Raw genomic sequence first — 14,792 nt, 5'->3', positions numbered from 1 at the left:
ACCATGAGCACCGAACGTCCACTGAGCACCGGACTGAGCACCGACGCCGTCACCGGGCACGTCGCCTTCGACTGGATCACCCGCTTCGCCACCGACTTCGCCACCGCCCAGGAGCGGCTCACCGACCTCGACCGCCTCGCCGGCGACGGCGACTTCGGCACCAATATCGCCTCGGCGCTGCGCCGCGCCACCGACAACCTCCCCGACCGCGACATCGCGAGCTTCGCCACCGTGTTCGGTGCGACCTCGCGCGGCTTCCTCGCCACCGGCGGCACGAGTGGGCCGCTGTTCGGCATGTGGTTCCGCGACATCTCGCGGGCGGGGTCGCCCACCGGGGCCCGCGCGACCGAGCTGGCGGCCGGGGTCGCGGCCGGTCTCGCGACCATCCAGAAGCTCGGCGGGGCGAAGGTCGGCGACAACACCATGATCGACGCACTCTCACCGGCGACGGATGCGCTCACCGAGTCCGCAGGCGGCGGCGGCTCGCTCGCCGACGCGATGACCGCTGCGGCGGTGGCGGCCCGGGCGGGAGCCGAGTCGACGGCCGACCTCGTCGCGTCGCGCGGCCGGGCGAGCTACGTCGGCGAGCTCGCGCGCGGCGTGCTCGACCCGGGGGCGGTGACGATCGCCCTGTTCTTCGAGTCGGGCGCCGCGGCGGTGGGTGCGTTCGAGGGCCGGCGGCCACTGGAGTGGCTCGACGCGATCGTCGGGTGAGGTGGAGGCGCCCGCCCGCCTGCCGGTGACCGGCGGGCAGGCGGGCGGCTCTGGCTCGCCGCGGCGCCGTGCCCGGTAGAGTTCTCGGGAACGCGTCGAGCGTCGAGGGGGATGCTGTGGGTCGAGGTTTCGCAAGGCGGGCGGCCGCGGTCGTCGTCGCGACTGTCGTGTTCGGCGCGCTGGGAGCGCAGGCGGCGCTGGCGACGGAGGCCGACGAGCCCGCATCGGAGGCGGCGCCCGCGGCACTGGCGGTGCAGCTGCCCGACGATCTGTTCGTGCAGGATCTGGCGACGCCCGGCGCCGACCTCGGCTCGGTCACGGTCTCGGGATGCGTCGCCGGCGGCACTCCGTCGGCCTTCGTTCTGAGCACGGCCCTGGTGGACCCCGACGGCGGGCGCCCGAAGGTGGTCAACGTGCCCTTCGCCGCGTCGGAGGAGCCCACCCTCCCCCTCTCGACGGTCGGCAGCTGGTTCGACACCGAGACGCTCCGCTCGGGGGCATCGATCGAGTTCACGGCTTTCTGCAGCGCTCCCGCTTCGAGTGCCTCGGCCACGATCGAGTCGGCTGTCTTCGCCCTCTCGGTGCCCGCCGACATCACGGTCACCTCCCTCTCGGAGGGACCGACCGGTGAGTCCGCCAGCGTGGGCATCTGCCGCGATGTCATTCAGGTCACCGCCGACTACCACTACGAGATCGAGCCCGGGCTCGACGTCTCCGTTCCGATCGCCCTGGCCAGGCTCGCTGTCGACGCCGATCGCCAAGCGACGTTCCCGCTCGAGTTCCTGAGCACCTGGTTGCAGCAGACGAAGCCCTCGACGGCGGGAGCGCGCATCGAGCTGACCGCCGACTGCGCGTCTCCCCTGATGCAGACGAGCTCCGTCATCCCCCTCGACGGCGACATGACGTCGCCACCGCCCACGCCGACGCCGCCTCCCGGAAAGGGCGAGACGCCTGACCCCGGCGCGCCCGCGCCCGGTGCGCCCGCGCCCGGTGGTGGAGGTTCCGCCCCGGCAGCACCACCACCCACCCCCACCCCTGCGCCCGCCGCCGCCCTCGCCGACACCGGCGGCCCCGCACCGGCAGCCGCCGCCATCGCCCTGACGGCGGTCGCCCTCTTCGGTGCAGGACTGGCGCTGCGCATCCGTTCACGCATCCGCCCGTCGCGGTAGCGCCCCCACCCAAGGTGAGCCCTCCCGCGGGCTTCAGATACGCTCGACGGCCTCGAAGACTCTCTCCGCCGCATCGTGGGCTGCGACGCCATCCGCCTCGACGCGCCCGGTTGGAGGGCTGACGCCGCGGAGGAGTGACCGCGTCAGGACTCGGGCTGAGCCTCGGGGTGACCCGCGCGCTGGGGCGCGCGCCCCTCGAGCACGAATGTCTCGAGCACGACGGGCAGCTCGTCGCTCACCACGAAGTCGCCGCCGAGTTCGGCTCGCATCGCCTCGGAGGTCCAGAAGCGCTCATGGCCGGCGCGCCAGTCGCTCACCGACGAATACCCCTCGCCCTCCGCGAGAGCATGATCGAGGGGCACATCCCCGAGGGGCACGATGCGCACGTCGACGACCCGGACGATGCCGACCCGCTCTCCGGCCGAGTCGACGACGGCGCCCCGGCCGCCGACGACGGGCAGCGGTTCGTCGGGATCGTCGTACTCCTGGAGGAGCGAGCTCGTCGCCGTCTTCTCGCCCGCGAGGATCGCGGCGACGATGCGATCACGCAGGGGTCCGGGGAAGGCGAACTCGACGACCGGCAACCGGTCGATCGTCGTGTCGCCGGGTGCCGCATCCTGAGCCATCCGACCACCGTATCGGGCGCCCGACGTCCCGCGCGGCCGGCGCGGGTGATCTCCATCCGGTGGCTGCAGGGACGGAATGCGGATGCGGGCCGGTTCTCACACGCGGGCGGGCCGGTAGTGCAGAGCGATCGCGCCCGAGCTGAACTCCTGGCGGTCGACGAGGTCGAGGAGTGCGCGGTCGCGGAGGCCGTCGAAGAGGGTCGGGCCGTGGCCGGCGATCACCGGGTGTACGACGAAGACGTACTCGTCGATCAGACCCAGCTCGGCAAGCGCTAGCGGGAGCGTGACACCCCCGACCGACAGGCTCGACCCCGGTCGCTCCTTCAGCTCGCGCACCGCCTGGCCCAGCTCGCCGCGCACCAGGTCGGCGTTCCAGTCGACAGTCTCGAGCGTGCTCGAGACCACGTGTTTGGGCGTGGCGTCGATCGCCTCGGCGAAGGGGAGGTCGCGGTCACCCATCCACGCGGGCCACACTCCTGAGGCGGGTCGGCGCCAGGCCGACTCCATCATGCCGTAGGTGACACGGCCGTACAGGAGCGCGTCGGCGCGCTCGATCTCCGCGGTCCAGAAGCGCATCGACTCGTCGTCGGGGGCGATTCCGGCTTCGTGATGCACGCATCCGTCGAGGGTGACGTTGATTCCGTAGCGGAGGGTTCTCATCCGTCGCTCTTTCCTTCCATCGTGACCTCTGCACCCCACCGCTCCAACGCGACGACGGCGTCGCGCAGCGCGAGCCCGCGCTCGGTGAGGGCGTAGGCGCGGGTGTTGTGGAACAGGAGCAGCCGTGTCAGCACTCCCGCCCCCTCGAGCTCGCGCAGGCGCGTGGCGAGGATGTTCGTGGGAACACCGAGGTCGCGCTGCAGGTCGCCGTAGCGCTGCGGCCCGTCGAGCAGTCGCGCCACGATGAGCAGCGCCCACCGCGCACCGACGACGTCGAGGGCCGCGGCGAGATCGCTCACGCGGTCGCGGCGTCGGGTTTCATGAAGAACGGCGAGTAGTGGTAGCCGTCGGGGTCGTCGAACTGCCGCTGGTACATGAACGGGTAGTCGTCGGTGTCGCCGACGCGCCCGCCGGCCGCCCGCGCCCGCTCGACGAGCTCGTCGACGGCCTCGTGGCTCGGGAGGTCGAACGACACGGTGACCTTCGAGGGCGTGTCGGGGCCGCCGATGAGCTCCTCGACTCCCCCGACGCTCGCGTACATCTCGCGGCTGCTGAGCATGACGTACTGCTCGGGCGCGATGGCGAAGCAGGAGACGTTGTGGTCGGACATCTCGGGGTTGAGGGTCCACCCGAGGGCGGTGTAGAAGGCGGTGGCCCGGTCGACATCGGCGACCGGGCAGGAGATGAAGAGGCTCATGTCGAGATACTTGCAAAAAGCAAGCACGCAGTCAAGGGGTTCCGGTCGAGCGGCCGACGACCGACCCGGGTGTACTGGGGGGATGAGAGATCCGTTCGACGCGTTCATGACCACGCTGCCCCTCTGGCTTCCCGCGGTGATCGTCGGGGCATTCCTCCAGTGGCTGATCATCCGCGGTGCCGTGCTGTCAGCGCTGCGCCGGCACAGCTGGGACGAGCGCAACACGCCCGACAAGCCCGCCGCCGACCCGAGCGCACCCTCCGGCACCGAGTAGTCCGCATGACGCGAGGCCGGTCGGGCAGCACACGCGTCTCGGGCGGCGCCGCCACGCCGTCGAAGATCTGTGCGTCGTGCGGGCGCCGTTTCGAGTGGCGGGCGAAGTGGGCGCGGTCGTGGAACGAGGTGCGCTACTGCTCCGACGCCTGCCGCCGCCGCGGCGTGACAGCGGATGATCGCGCGGCCGAGGAGCGCATCGTCGCCGCCCTGAGTCACCGGCCCCGGGGAACGGCGGTCGATCTCGACAGCCTCGATGCGCCTGACGGTTCCGAGACCGAGCCCGGCAGCGCATCCGCTCGTCGTGAACTGATGCGCCGCGCCGCCCGGCGCCTCGCCGACCGTGAGGTGGTCGTGTGGCTGCAGGGGGGCGCGCCCGTCGACCCGTCGACCGCCCGGGGGCCGGTCGGCATCCGTCTAGTCTGAGGGCGCCGCATCTGTCAGCCGCGCGAGCGCGCCCGCATGCGCATCCGCACCCGTCAGCCGCGCGAGCGCGCCCGCGCCCGCATCCGCACCCGCGCGCCGACGGCGAGCGCCGCCCCGAGCAGCAGCACGAGCCCCGCGGCACCGATCCACCCGGCCGGCGCCGCGCCGGTGGCCGCGAGCGTGTTCGACCCGCCGGCCGCCGGCTCACCCGGCTGCCCCGGGCCAGGCGTCGGCGAACCGGGGTCACCCGGCGCACCGGTCAACCCCAGCCGGTAGACCCCGTTCTCGAAGATGGCCGAGGCCGCCTTGCTCGTCACGACGGTGACGTTCGCGAGATCGGCGTACCGCGCCGTGTAGGTGCAGACCACGGAGAACGACTTCGGCTTCGGCGTCCACTCCTTCGCCAGGTCTCCGAGCACGAATGGCGCACCGACGGCCGCCGTCGCCTTGGCCGACTGCGTGTTGCTCACCCACCCGGCCCAGGTGGCCTGGCTGGTGACGATCGGCACACCGGTCTCGGTCGTCGCCGGTGGCTGCCAGGTCGGCGTCGGGCAGGTGACGGTGCCGGCGTTGTCGACCGGGGTGACGACGGACTGCGCCGTCAGCACCGGCCCGCTCACGGCGGGATTCGGGATGTTCGCCTTCAGCCAGGCGTCGAGCTGGGCGCCGCAGCGGGTGGGCGCGCCCCAGGAGGTCTTTCCGCACTCGGCCGGCATCGGCGCGACGGGCCAGAGGGTGGCTTCGGTCGAGGGGTCGCCCTCGACGACGCTGCCGTCCTTCAGCGTGAACGGCGCGAGCCAGCGGGGCTGCTGGTACATCGTGTCGATTTTGTAGAGGCACCCGCTCCCGTCACACTGACTGGGAGACTCGGAGTAGCCGTAGAACTGGTCCATGTTCTCGTTCACCGGGTGGATCTCGAAACCGCCCCCGCCGTCGACCACACCCCAGCCCGTCGCCTGACGGCCGATGAACCACGAGCCGACGTTCGGGTCGAGTGTCGATCCCGCCGTGGCACCGCTTCCCGGGGTGCCGCTGGTGCACAGCGCACCGTCACCCCGCGCCACGAAGCACTTGATCGCGAGGCCTTCGCTCCCGAAGTAGAGGCGATTGGGCGCGTCGGGCCGGACCAGGGAGGACGGCGGGAAGTCGAGGCCCCCGATTGCGCCGAGGCCACCCGCCTTGACGAAGGAGAAGTTCCAGCTCGCCTTCTGGCCGGGCATCCAGACCATGTCGATGCCGGAGGCGGCGAAGACCGTGGGGGTGGTCGCCGGATCGGCGCTCGTCTCGGCGGAACTCTTCGCGGTGCTCATCGCCGCGATGATGTCGGTGGGCGCGTAGGCCGGAACGTTCGAGGCGGCGTAGGTGTCGCGCAGCTCGGGGAAGCTCTCCCGGGGCGTCATGACCTCGGGCTTCACCCCCGGATGCGACACCTCGTATCCGCCCACGAGGTCGCCCCACTGGGCCGAACCGGCGGGCACGAAGCCGCTGAACCCGGCGTAGCTCGTGGCCGCCGCTCCCGTGGTGGCCCAGGTTCCCCACTGCCAGGGAACACCGGAGGCCGCCGGGTCACGAACCCAGAGCCGCGACACGGTGGAGACGTTCGTGTCGGTGAACTTCTGGGTCGTCGCGTCGTACACCGTAACCGTCTTCTGCACGCCCGTGACCTCGGTGCCCAGACTCATCATCACCTTGTCGTCGGAGAACGGCACACCCACCTGACGCCACTCGTTGACGATGTCGGTGTAGAAGCCCTTGCTGTACCTGAGCGAGGTGTCGCACACCACCGCCGCATTCGGGGCCTTCTCGGTGCTGAGCGCTCTGCTGCACACCGCCGACGCATCTGCCGGCAGCACGTGCTGGCCGCTCTGCTTCACGTACTGCTTCGTCGCCTGCATGAGGGCCGCCTGCTGCAGCAGGAACACCCCTTGCGTCTGGGCGATCTGCCAGTACTGCACGAGGTTCTGCAGCGGCTCGTAGTACTGCCGGTCGTCCACCCAGGCGCCGGCTTGATCGGCAGTCACGGCCTGGGCCTGACCGGATGCGGTGTGTGCGAACCGCCACTGCGCCAGGTAGGCGGTTCCGCAGTCCTGGATGACACCGCTGCCTCCGCCGCCCGACACCATGCGCTCGTGCACGGTCGTGATCGACAGCGCCATCGCGCTGGAGTTGACGGAGTACTGGTCGGTCGCACCGAGCGTCGACTTGATGAAGGCGTCGACGTAGGCCTTCAGCCGGTTCTTGTCGCCGCTCTTCTCCTCGCGCAGACGGTCGATCTCGGTGAGCACGTTCTCGTAGTCGGTCTGCGAGGCGCGCACCTTGGCGAGGTAGTCCTTGAGCGGAGCGGTCTGCACGGTGCAGGTGCCCATGAGCGTGTCGATGTCGACCTTCAGCACCTCCGACTCGATCTGGGCGAGCTTCTCCTGCATCACGTCGAGGCGGTTCTCGATGTCGTCGAGCTCGTTCAGCTTGTCGAGCACGTCCTGGATGCCGGGGCCCGGGTCTTTTCCGCCCCCGCCGTCGCCGAAGATCGAGGAGATGATGGGCACCGCGAAGGAGAGTGCGATGTTGAGCGGCCCCAGCTTCTTGCCGAAGACCTCGGAGACGCCGCTCAGCGAGGAGTTGAGCCCGTTGATCCACGTGCTGGTGTCACCCTGCCAGGAGGCTTGCGCCGACTGCGGCGGGGAGGCGACGACGCTTCCGCCGGCCACCACCGCCCCGATCGCGACGGCGGCGGCGGTGCGGACGAGCCAGCGCGGCCGTCGTCGGGGTGTGCGGCTCGACATGGGGTCTCGACCTTCGGGTTCACGGCTCAGGCGAGCACCTAGCGAGTATGCAGGAGCGCGCCCGCCCGCGGTATCCCTCGAAGGGGGCCTTCACACCGCCGGAGGCGCGGGGCCTGGCCCGGCGGCCCGCGCTGCCTCAGCGCGCGGCGGCGACGATGCGGTCGAGGGTCGCGCGGGCCGGGGTGGCGGGGCGGCCGAGCAGGCATTCGAGGGTGGGGTCGGAGACCGCGTACTCCCCCGCGCGGGCGGCGAGGTACATGCCGAGCGAGAAGTCGGCGACGAGCGGCGCGAGCCCGCGGGCGATGGCAGCCGCCTTCCACTCCTCGTCGTCGACGACGACCCGCGCGATCGTGCGCCCGGTGATGTCGCTCAGGATGCGCGCCACCTGCTCCAGGTCGAGGAGCTCGGGCGCGGTGAGCGGAGGTGTCACCCCGTCGAGCACGCCCTCGTCGGCGAGCGCGAGAGCCGCCACCTCGGCCAGGTCGGCGTGCGCCGTCCAGGAGACCGGGCCGTCGGCGGGTGCCGCGATGACGCCGGTCGCGAGCGCGTCCCCGATGGCGACGGCCAGCGTGCTGGCGTAGAAGCCGTTGCGCAGCGCCGTGAACGGCAGGCCCGGCTCGGCGAGGTGCAGCTCTGTCGCGGCGTGCACCCTGTGCGGCGGGAACAGCGCCGAGGGCGAGGCGCCCTGATGGCTGGTGTAGAGCACGCGGCGCGCTCCGGCCTCGCGGGCCGCATCGATGGCGGCGTTGTTCGCGGCGAGCGCCCCCGGCCCGCGGATGGCGGCCGACACCACCAGCACCTGGTCGGCGCCCTCGAACGCGTGGTGGAGGCTCGCCGGGTCGGTGAAGTCTCCCGCCCTCACCCGCACGCCGGCCGCCTCGAACGCGGCCGCCTTGCTCGTGTCGCGCACGCTGACGCCTAGTTCGCCGGCCGGGAGGCGTTCGAGCGCCCGCTGCACGATGAGTGAGCCGAGCGTGCCGTTGGCCCCTGTGATGACGATCATGTCGCGCCTTTCGTATCGTTGATAGTCGCTTGACAATATCGTTGATAGTACCGACGTTAGTTGCCGTTGGCTACCATCGATTCATGCAGAACGGCAGCGACCCCAAGGTGGCGATCCTCGAGGCCGCCGCCCGGCTCCTTCGCGAGCACGGCCGAGACCAGGTGACGACGCGTCGAGTCGCCGAGGAGGCCGGCACCCAGCCCCCCGCGCTCTACCGGCTCTTCGGCGACAAAGACGGCCTGCTCGAAGCGCTCGCCGACCACGTGATGGCGGGCTACGTCGCGAGCAAGACGAAGCTGGCCCCCGAGACGGCCGGACAGGGCGACCCCCTCGCCGATCTTCGCGCCAGCTACCGGATGCACGTCGAGTTCGGACTCGCCAACCCCGAACTCTTCACCCTCATGATCGACCCGCGCCGCCCGCTCACCGACGCCGAGGCCGCGGGCCGAGACGTGCTGCGCTCCCGGGTGCGCCGGCTCGCGGCCGCCGCCCTGCTCCGGGTGAGCGAGGAGCGTGCAGTGGAGATGATCAGCGCCGCGGGCAACGGGGCCATCCTCTGCACCCTCGGCTCCGCCGACCCCGAGAAGGGGTTCGCTCTCGGCGACGCGATGCTCGACGCGGTGCTGGCTGCGATCGTCGAGTCCGCCGAGCTCCCCTCCCCCGAGGGCTCCGCGGGCGGCGCCGCGACGCTGCGGGGCGCCGTGTCGCTCGCCGCCCTCACCCCCGAGCTCCCCGGCCTCTCCGATGCCGAGCGGTCGCTGCTCGGCGAGTGGCTCGGGCGCTCGATCGCCGAGCTGCAGCGCTGATGCGCACCTCACCACGCGCAGCCGATCGGATGCTGTCGGCCGGCGTGCTCGCATCCGTTCTCAGCGCATCCCTGCTGCTCGCCGCCTGCTCGGCCGGCGCCACGGACGCGCCGCCTCACGCGACGGGGAGCCCGTCGGCCGTCAGCTCACCCGACTCTGGGACGTCGGCGGCGTCGCCGGCAGCGCCGACTCCCGTCGACCTCTCCGGGCGCCTCACCGAGATCGAGAACGAGTTCGCCGTCACCATCGGAGTCAGCGCCGTGAGCGAGTCGGGGGTGACGGTCGAGTATCGGGCCGCCGAGCGCTTCGGCTACGCCTCGACCATCAAGACCTTCGCCGCAGGCCTCATGCTCGCGACGACCACGCCCGAGCGGAGATCGACGACCCTCACGTGGACCCAGGCCGACCTCGACACGGCGGGCTACTCCCCCGTCACCCAGGAGCATCTCACGACCGGCCTCACGCTCGCCCAGCTCGCCGAAGCGGCGGTGCGCTCGAGCGACAACACCGCGCTCAACCTCGTGCTGGGCGCGGTCGGCGGCCCGGATGCGGTGCAGCGCTTCCTCCGTGAGCTCGGCGACGACGCGACGATGGTCTCGGCTTTCGAGCCGGAGCTCAACACGGTGACGCCGGGTGACCCGTCGAACACGACGACCCCGGGATCCTACGGCGTCGCTCTGCGCGAGCTGCTGACCGGCGACGCCCTCTCCGAGACGGATGCGCGCATCCTGCAGGAGTGGATGACGGGCAACAGCACGGGCGACACCCTCATCCGCGCCGCTGCGCCCGAAGGCTGGGGTGTCGCCGACAAGTCGGGCGGAGCGGGTGGCATCCGCAACGACATCGCCCTCGTCACGACCGAGGCGGGTGAGGACGTCGTCGTCGTCATCCTAACCGCCACGAACGACCCTTCGGCGAGCTACGACGACGCGGCGGTGGCGGAGGCGGCTCGCGCCGTTCTCGCGGCGTTCGGGTGAGCGGCCACCCCGCTCAGGGTGCCTCCCGCGCGGTCTCCGCTCAGGAGGCCGGCAGCGCGGCGACCGCTCAGGAGGCCGGCAGCGAGGTGACCGCGAAGGTCGCGTAGACGCCGTCGACCTCGCCGAGCACGACGCTCTGGGTCGACTCCGCGCCGTCGGCGAGGGAGCCCTCGGGCAGGGTCGCGGTCACCTCGTAGACGGCGGGGTAGGCGGTCACCAGCTGGGGCCGCTCGGCCGAGGGGTCGGGCGAGTACTCCGCGCCCGGAACCGAGAAGCCGACGGGTCTCTTCGACCCGTCGGCCGCCTCGACCTGCACCAGCAGCGCACCGGCGAGCGGTTCTGCCAGCTCCCAGGCACCGGCGTCGTCGCGCTGCACCCTCAGGGCGCCCGCGTAGGGTGCGTCGTCGAGCGTGTACTCGTAGGAGACGCGCACGGTGCGGGTGCCGATCTCGCTCGCGTCGGGCTCGTCGACCTCCACCCCTTCGATGCGCTCGGCACCCTGCAGCGCCTCGTCGGTCAACAGGGTCGTCACGTCGCGGTCGGCGTACGCGCTGTCGCTGAGGAGGTGCTCGTCGAGCGCGTGCGCCGCCTCTGCGTCTCCCGCGGAGATCGCGTCGAGGTAGTCGCGCACGAGCGCGGCGGCCGCCGCGGCATCGCCGGCGTCAGACCCCTCGGCCGTGCCCGACGTCGAGGAGCCCGCCGAGCATCCGGTGAGCGCCCACCCCGATGCGAGCACGACCGCCGCGAGTCGGAGAGAGAAGAGAGACCGGGCGTGGGGACGAGAGGTTCGACGCATGCTGACCACCGTATCCGGAGGGTTCTCTGCTCGGCACGGGCTCACTAGGGTGGTCTTCGACACGTGCCGAAGTGGTCGGCGCGAGGAGGAGAGCCCTAGTGAAGCGACCAGGTGGCGTCACGCTCGTAGCGGTGATCGTGTGGATCTCGGGTGCACTGCAGGTGATCGGAGGCGTCATCGGCCTCATCACGGCCTCGACGACCGCGGAGGCGAACGGGGCGCCCGACTCGGCCGGAACCCTCACGGCGACCGCCGTCGTCTCGATCGTGCTCGGCATCATCACCGTCGTCGTGGGCGCGGCACTGCTGCGGGGCAGCCAGATCGCCCGGGTGCTCACGACGATCGTGCTGGCGCTGAACCTGCTCGGGGGCATCTACTTCATCGTCGCGGTGCCGTCGAGTCTGCTGCAGGGCATCCTCAACTCGGTGCTCGCGGTGATCGGTCTGGTGCTGCTCTACACACGCAGCGCCAACGCGTTCTTCCGCCGCTGAGGCGGGCGGGGACGCTGACGTTGACGTTGTCGCTGACGCTGGCTCCCGTGTCGGCGTCGAGCCGGCGCCCGCTCACTTGTCGTCGATCACCGACATGAACCCGGCGAACGCGAACACCGCGGGGATCACGTAGAGGAAGAGCAGCGCGAGCATCCACCCCAGCCGCCCCAGCGCCGGCCACAGGCCGCGGCTCTTGTAGGCCTGCCGGAGGCGGCGGCCGTCGGGCCCGATGAGGCGCGCGGGCCGCGTGTGCTGAGCCGGCACCCGGTCGTCGCGATAAGCGGCCGCGCGCTTGGCCAGGCGCACCGCGACACCGTCGACGACCGTCGCCACCCGGTTCCACGGAGCCGGGTCGGAGTAGTCGGCGGCGATCGGGCTCGAGAACACCACGCGGTCGTCGATGATCTCCACGTCGAAGACGGAGGCGTCGTCGATGAGGGCGGCCATCACATCCGGAGTCAGCGCATAGAGGGCGTCGGTCGCGTACCCGTCGGGGGCGTAGGCGGCGAAGAAGCGGTCGAAGTCGCCCTCGAGCGAGAGCCGCTGCCTCCTGTCGACGCTGCTCGGGAGGTCGCTGGGCGCGCGGCCGTTCGCGAGCGAGTCGAGGTAGAGATGGGGCAGGGCCGAGGGCAGGGTGACGGCGATGTAGGAACGCACGACGGGCTTGCCGTGCAAGCCGGTGCGGTAGACCAGATCGCCGAACTCGACACCGCCGCCCGACGCCGCGAAACGCGGGAAGGCGGATGCTCGGGCCGCGGGTTGCGCCGTGAGGGCGGGCAGCGGCGCTCGCGCCAGCGGGCGCGACTCGAAGCCGTTCGCCAGGGCGGTGAGCGTCTGCCGCCACTCCGCGAGGCGGGCGCGCGGCGACGGCGGGCGCCTCGACCGGCGGGCCAGCAGGAGGGTGCCGACGACGCCCAGGGCGAGCACCAGAACCGCGATGGCGAGGTCGCGGTAGTCGTCGGGCCCCGTGTCGTTGTCGCCGTAGCCGTCGACGCGGATGCCGATGACCATGAACACGACGAAGCAGTACCAGAGCAGGACGCTCCAACTGAGGTGCACGAGCATCCGTCGCCAGGTGGGGAGCCAGGGCGGGCGCGCGCTCGCCCGCTGCTCGGCCATCGCGGCGGCCACCTCGGCGGGCGGGGCCGTGAGGTAGTGGGTGTCGAACGGCTCGGGGCGGCGCTGCATGCTCCACCCCCGCTTTCTTCGACTCCGGCCCGTGCCCGCCGGCCGGACTCCTCAGCCTGCCACGGGTGGGCTCAGCGCGGAGCGGGATCCGTCTCGGTGCTCTCGGAGGGGGCCGCTGGGATGCCGTACTCGAGGTAGCGCCACGTCGCGAGTTCCGACGGGTCGGGCTCGGGGAGTCCGCCGACGATGCCTGTGGTCATGGTCTGCCTCCTGCCGCTCGGTGCGCCCCCGGAGGAGCGCGTGGCACAGGGGGTTCGGAGCGGGGCGTCCCAAGGTTTGGGTGTGGTGCGGCTGGTGCGACGCCGCCGCCGCGCCCCGGTCAGAGGTCGATCTTCTCGTTGTCGATCTCGATCGGGGTGCCGGTGACCTTCGACTTCACCAGGCTGAGCACGGTGGCGATGGTCGACCCCGGGGTGTCCCAGTACTCCGCGGAGTCGGTGTGCACGATGAGCGCCCGGATCGACGGGTCGGTGCTCCCGCCCGGGAACCACGCCTCGGCGCTCTGGTCCCACATCTCGTCGATGTAGCTGCGCTCGGTGGTGAGCTCGGCGTGGCCGGTCACCGACACCCAGGAGTCGTTCGAGCTGAACGCGAGGTTCACCACCTGGTGCTTCTCGAGCCGCTTCGCGGTCGACGACTCGGCGCTGATGAGGAACCACAGGTCTCCGTCGAAGCGGTGGTGCTGCTGCTGCATCGCGAGCGGCTGCGACAACGGATGCCCGTCGTCGTCGAGAGTGACGGCCATCGTGAGGGGGAAGTCGTCGAGCAGGTCGGCGAGGGTCTCGATGTCATCGGCGGTGGTCATGGCAACTCCATTCACGAACGTGGGCTCCACACGCTACGCCGCCCCCGCCCCACCGCCTACGCCCGGCCTCAGTTCACTCTTCGCCAAGCATCCGCGTTAGTCATAAATTCGGCCACTCAAAATTATGGGTAACTGAGTTACTCATAAAGTAGGGTGGGTGCAATTATGAGTAAGTCAGCCCCGTCCTCTGAGCTGCCCGACCCCTGGCCGCGGCTGGAATGGGAGCCTCAGGTGTGGCTGCCCACATCGGGATGGAGCGTCAATGCCGAGTTCGGAAGCGGCGGGCAGCCCTACCGATCAGCGGTGCCGCCCCTCATCGCGGGACTGACCCCTCGCCCTGACAGCGAGGCACGGGAAGCCGCCGAGGCCGCGGTGCAGGAGTTGAGCCGGTTCGACGCGGAGCTCGGCAGCAGGGTCACGGCTTTCGCTCCCGTTCTTCTCCGCTCGGAATCCGCTTCGTCGTCGCAGATCGAGAACCTCACCGCGAGCGCGCGGGCGATCTTCACGGCCGAGCTCGGCGTGAAGACGAGTCGCCATGCGGAGCTGATCGCCGCGAACACACGATCGCTCCAAGCGGCCATCGCACTCTCCGACTCGCTGTCGGCCGGAGCCATCGCGGAGATGCACCGTGTTCTGATGGGCGATCAGATGCGGCACACGCCCGGAGAGTGGCGCCGCGAAGCGGTGTGGATCGGAACGAGATCGAACAGCCCCCTCGGCGCAGACTTCGTCGCCCCTCAGTTCGAGCGCATCCCCGGCCTCATCGACGACGTGGTCGAGTTCTCGCAGCGGAACGACATCCCTGCACTCGTCTCCACCGCGGTCGCCCACGCGCAGTTCGAGACCATCCACCCCTTCACCGACGGAAACGGGCGAACCGGCCGAGCGCTCGCCCAAGCCTTGTTGCGCCACCGGGGCGTCACCCGCAACATCGCGATACCTGTATCCGCCGGCCTGCTCGCTGACGTCGAGGGCTATCACCGAGCGCTCACGGCGTATCGGAACGGCGACGTGACACCGATCGTGCTCGCTTTCGCGGAGGCGTCACTGCGAGCGGTCGCCAACTCGCGTCGCCTGGTGGCCGACATCGACGCGATTACCGAGGGTTGGCGCGAGCGCTTGACGGTTCGACGATCGAGCAACGCCTGGATGCTGATCGACGTCATTGCACGGCAACCGGTCATCGACTCGGCCACAGCCGCGACAGCACTGGGGGTGAAGCAGCCCAACATCTACCCGGCGCTGCAGGCACTGACCGACGCGGGGATCTTGAAGTCAAAGTCGGAGCATCGCGCCGGGCCGTTCTGGCGGAGTGACGAGGTGCTGAAGGCGATCGACGACTTCGCCGAGAGGGCCGGGCGGCGGGGGCGGAGCTGAC

At 71.0% G+C, this 14,792-nt stretch carries 18 protein-coding genes; 8 read left to right on the top strand and 10 right to left on the bottom strand.

The window, feature by feature from the left end; translation table 11 throughout:
* The first annotated feature begins 3 nt into the window (after positions 1 to 3).
* Complete coding sequence (dhaL, locus tag HL652_RS02805) at positions 4 to 714, top strand: dihydroxyacetone kinase subunit DhaL (protein ID WP_171703890.1); 711 nt, start codon at positions 4 to 6, stop codon at positions 712 to 714.
* 116 nt (positions 715 to 830) lie between these two features.
* Positions 831 to 1,883, top strand: a complete 1,053-nt coding sequence (locus tag HL652_RS02800) for a hypothetical protein (RefSeq protein ID WP_171703889.1) — start codon at positions 831 to 833, stop codon at positions 1,881 to 1,883.
* A gap of 143 nt (positions 1,884 to 2,026) precedes the next feature.
* Here the strand turns inward: HL652_RS02800 and HL652_RS02795 are convergent, their stop codons facing one another.
* The 4 genes from HL652_RS02795 to HL652_RS02780 form a co-directional block, all read right to left on the bottom strand.
* Positions 2,027 to 2,509 (bottom strand): ASCH domain-containing protein, encoded by a 483-nt coding sequence (locus HL652_RS02795; protein WP_171703888.1) that lies wholly within the window; start codon positions 2,507 to 2,509, stop codon positions 2,027 to 2,029.
* A 96-nt stretch (positions 2,510 to 2,605) separates the two neighbouring features.
* Positions 2,606 to 3,169 carry a dihydrofolate reductase family protein gene (locus HL652_RS02790; protein ID WP_171703887.1) on the bottom strand — a complete coding sequence of 188 codons (564 nt, stop codon included), beginning with the start codon at positions 3,167 to 3,169 and terminating at the stop codon, positions 2,606 to 2,608.
* Positions 3,166 to 3,468 (bottom strand): winged helix-turn-helix transcriptional regulator, encoded by a 303-nt coding sequence (locus HL652_RS02785; protein WP_171703886.1) that lies wholly within the window; start codon positions 3,466 to 3,468, stop codon positions 3,166 to 3,168. The genes HL652_RS02790 and HL652_RS02785 overlap by 4 nt, the downstream gene beginning before the upstream one ends.
* On the bottom strand, positions 3,465 to 3,866 hold the full coding sequence (locus HL652_RS02780) for a VOC family protein (RefSeq protein ID WP_171703885.1): 402 nt from the start codon (positions 3,864 to 3,866) through the stop codon (positions 3,465 to 3,467). The genes HL652_RS02785 and HL652_RS02780 overlap by 4 nt, the downstream gene beginning before the upstream one ends.
* An 82-nt stretch (positions 3,867 to 3,948) precedes the next feature.
* Between HL652_RS02780 and HL652_RS02775 the strand changes: the two genes are divergently transcribed.
* Together HL652_RS02775 and HL652_RS02770 are read left to right on the top strand one after the other, a co-directional pair.
* On the top strand, positions 3,949 to 4,140 hold the full coding sequence (locus tag HL652_RS02775) for a hypothetical protein (protein WP_171703884.1): 192 nt from the start codon (positions 3,949 to 3,951) through the stop codon (positions 4,138 to 4,140).
* A 5-nt stretch (positions 4,141 to 4,145) separates the two neighbouring features.
* Positions 4,146 to 4,565: a DUF2256 domain-containing protein gene (locus HL652_RS02770; RefSeq protein ID WP_171703883.1), complete on the top strand. Its 420-nt coding sequence runs from the start codon at positions 4,146 to 4,148 to the stop codon at positions 4,563 to 4,565.
* Between the two features lie 53 nt (positions 4,566 to 4,618).
* Here the strand turns inward: HL652_RS02770 and HL652_RS02765 are convergent, their stop codons facing one another.
* Together HL652_RS02765 and HL652_RS02760 are read right to left on the bottom strand one after the other, a co-directional pair.
* A complete protein-coding gene (locus tag HL652_RS02765; RefSeq protein WP_171703882.1) occupies positions 4,619 to 7,348 on the bottom strand; it encodes a hypothetical protein in 2,730 nt (909 codons plus the stop codon).
* A 136-nt stretch (positions 7,349 to 7,484) separates the two neighbouring features.
* A complete protein-coding gene (locus HL652_RS02760) occupies positions 7,485 to 8,351 on the bottom strand; it encodes an NAD(P)H-binding protein (RefSeq protein ID WP_171703881.1) in 867 nt (288 codons plus the stop codon).
* 83 nt (positions 8,352 to 8,434) lie between these two features.
* Between HL652_RS02760 and HL652_RS02755 the strand changes: the two genes are divergently transcribed.
* Positions 8,435 to 9,157 (top strand): TetR/AcrR family transcriptional regulator, encoded by a 723-nt coding sequence (locus tag HL652_RS02755; RefSeq protein ID WP_171703880.1) that lies wholly within the window; start codon positions 8,435 to 8,437, stop codon positions 9,155 to 9,157.
* Positions 9,157 to 10,134, top strand: a complete 978-nt coding sequence (gene bla / locus HL652_RS02750) for a class A beta-lactamase (RefSeq protein ID WP_171703879.1) — start codon at positions 9,157 to 9,159, stop codon at positions 10,132 to 10,134. The genes HL652_RS02755 and bla overlap by 1 nt, the downstream gene beginning before the upstream one ends.
* Positions 10,135 to 10,201: 67 nt before the next feature.
* Here bla and HL652_RS02745 read toward each other — a convergent pair whose 3' ends face one another.
* On the bottom strand, positions 10,202 to 10,870 hold the full coding sequence (locus HL652_RS02745) for a hypothetical protein (RefSeq protein WP_171703878.1): 669 nt from the start codon (positions 10,868 to 10,870) through the stop codon (positions 10,202 to 10,204).
* Positions 10,871 to 11,028: 158 nt separating this feature from the next.
* Between HL652_RS02745 and HL652_RS02740 the strand changes: the two genes are divergently transcribed.
* Complete coding sequence (locus HL652_RS02740) at positions 11,029 to 11,421, top strand: DUF7144 family membrane protein (RefSeq protein ID WP_171703877.1); 393 nt, start codon at positions 11,029 to 11,031, stop codon at positions 11,419 to 11,421.
* 72 nt (positions 11,422 to 11,493) lie between these two features.
* On the opposite strand, the gene HL652_RS02735 is transcribed toward HL652_RS02740, so the two are convergent.
* The 3 genes from HL652_RS02735 to HL652_RS02730 form a co-directional block, all read right to left on the bottom strand.
* The gene (locus tag HL652_RS02735; protein ID WP_171703876.1) at positions 11,494 to 12,609 is read right to left on the bottom strand and encodes a hypothetical protein; all 1,116 of its coding nucleotides are present in this window, start codon (positions 12,607 to 12,609) and stop codon (positions 11,494 to 11,496) included.
* A 71-nt stretch (positions 12,610 to 12,680) separates the two neighbouring features.
* Positions 12,681 to 12,809, bottom strand: coding sequence for a hypothetical protein (locus tag HL652_RS21870; protein ID WP_256371285.1), 129 nt, complete (start codon positions 12,807 to 12,809; stop codon positions 12,681 to 12,683).
* A 119-nt stretch (positions 12,810 to 12,928) separates the two neighbouring features.
* The gene (locus HL652_RS02730) at positions 12,929 to 13,414 is read right to left on the bottom strand and encodes a pyridoxamine 5'-phosphate oxidase family protein (protein ID WP_171703875.1); all 486 of its coding nucleotides are present in this window, start codon (positions 13,412 to 13,414) and stop codon (positions 12,929 to 12,931) included.
* Between the two features lie 165 nt (positions 13,415 to 13,579).
* Here HL652_RS02730 and HL652_RS02725 point away from each other — a divergent pair, with 165 nt between their 5' ends.
* Positions 13,580 to 14,791, top strand: coding sequence for a Fic family protein (locus HL652_RS02725; RefSeq protein ID WP_171703874.1), 1,212 nt, complete (start codon positions 13,580 to 13,582; stop codon positions 14,789 to 14,791).
* The last annotated feature ends 1 nt before the right edge of the window (position 14,792 follow it).

Origin of the sequence: Herbiconiux sp. SALV-R1 (genome assembly GCF_013113715.1) — a bacterium.
In the GTDB taxonomy this organism is placed as follows: domain Bacteria; phylum Actinomycetota; class Actinomycetes; order Actinomycetales; family Microbacteriaceae; genus Herbiconiux.
This window is presented reverse-complemented; position numbering and strand designations above follow the sequence as displayed.

Bases quoted from the DNA above. Each gene is read 5' to 3' on its own strand.
- dhaL (WP_171703890.1), top strand. From the start codon at position 4: ATGAGCACCGAACGTCCACTGAGCACCGGACTGAGCACCGACGCCGTC.
- HL652_RS02795 (WP_171703888.1), bottom strand. From the start codon at position 2,509: ATGGCTCAGGATGCGGCACCCGGCGACACGACGATCGACCGGTTGCCG.
- HL652_RS02790 (WP_171703887.1), bottom strand. From the start codon at position 3,169: ATGAGAACCCTCCGCTACGGAATCAACGTCACCCTCGACGGATGCGTG.
- HL652_RS02780 (WP_171703885.1), bottom strand. From the start codon at position 3,866: ATGAGCCTCTTCATCTCCTGCCCGGTCGCCGATGTCGACCGGGCCACC.
- HL652_RS02775 (WP_171703884.1), top strand. From the start codon at position 3,949: ATGAGAGATCCGTTCGACGCGTTCATGACCACGCTGCCCCTCTGGCTT.
- HL652_RS02770 (WP_171703883.1), top strand. From the start codon at position 4,146: ATGACGCGAGGCCGGTCGGGCAGCACACGCGTCTCGGGCGGCGCCGCC.
- HL652_RS02765 (WP_171703882.1), bottom strand. From the start codon at position 7,348: ATGTCGAGCCGCACACCCCGACGACGGCCGCGCTGGCTCGTCCGCACC.
- HL652_RS02760 (WP_171703881.1), bottom strand. From the start codon at position 8,351: ATGATCGTCATCACAGGGGCCAACGGCACGCTCGGCTCACTCATCGTG.
- HL652_RS02755 (WP_171703880.1), top strand. From the start codon at position 8,435: ATGCAGAACGGCAGCGACCCCAAGGTGGCGATCCTCGAGGCCGCCGCC.
- bla (WP_171703879.1), top strand. From the start codon at position 9,157: ATGCGCACCTCACCACGCGCAGCCGATCGGATGCTGTCGGCCGGCGTG.
- HL652_RS02735 (WP_171703876.1), bottom strand. From the start codon at position 12,609: ATGCAGCGCCGCCCCGAGCCGTTCGACACCCACTACCTCACGGCCCCG.
- HL652_RS21870 (WP_256371285.1), bottom strand. From the start codon at position 12,809: ATGACCACAGGCATCGTCGGCGGACTCCCCGAGCCCGACCCGTCGGAA.
- HL652_RS02730 (WP_171703875.1), bottom strand. From the start codon at position 13,414: ATGACCACCGCCGATGACATCGAGACCCTCGCCGACCTGCTCGACGAC.
- HL652_RS02725 (WP_171703874.1), top strand. From the start codon at position 13,580: ATGAGTAAGTCAGCCCCGTCCTCTGAGCTGCCCGACCCCTGGCCGCGG.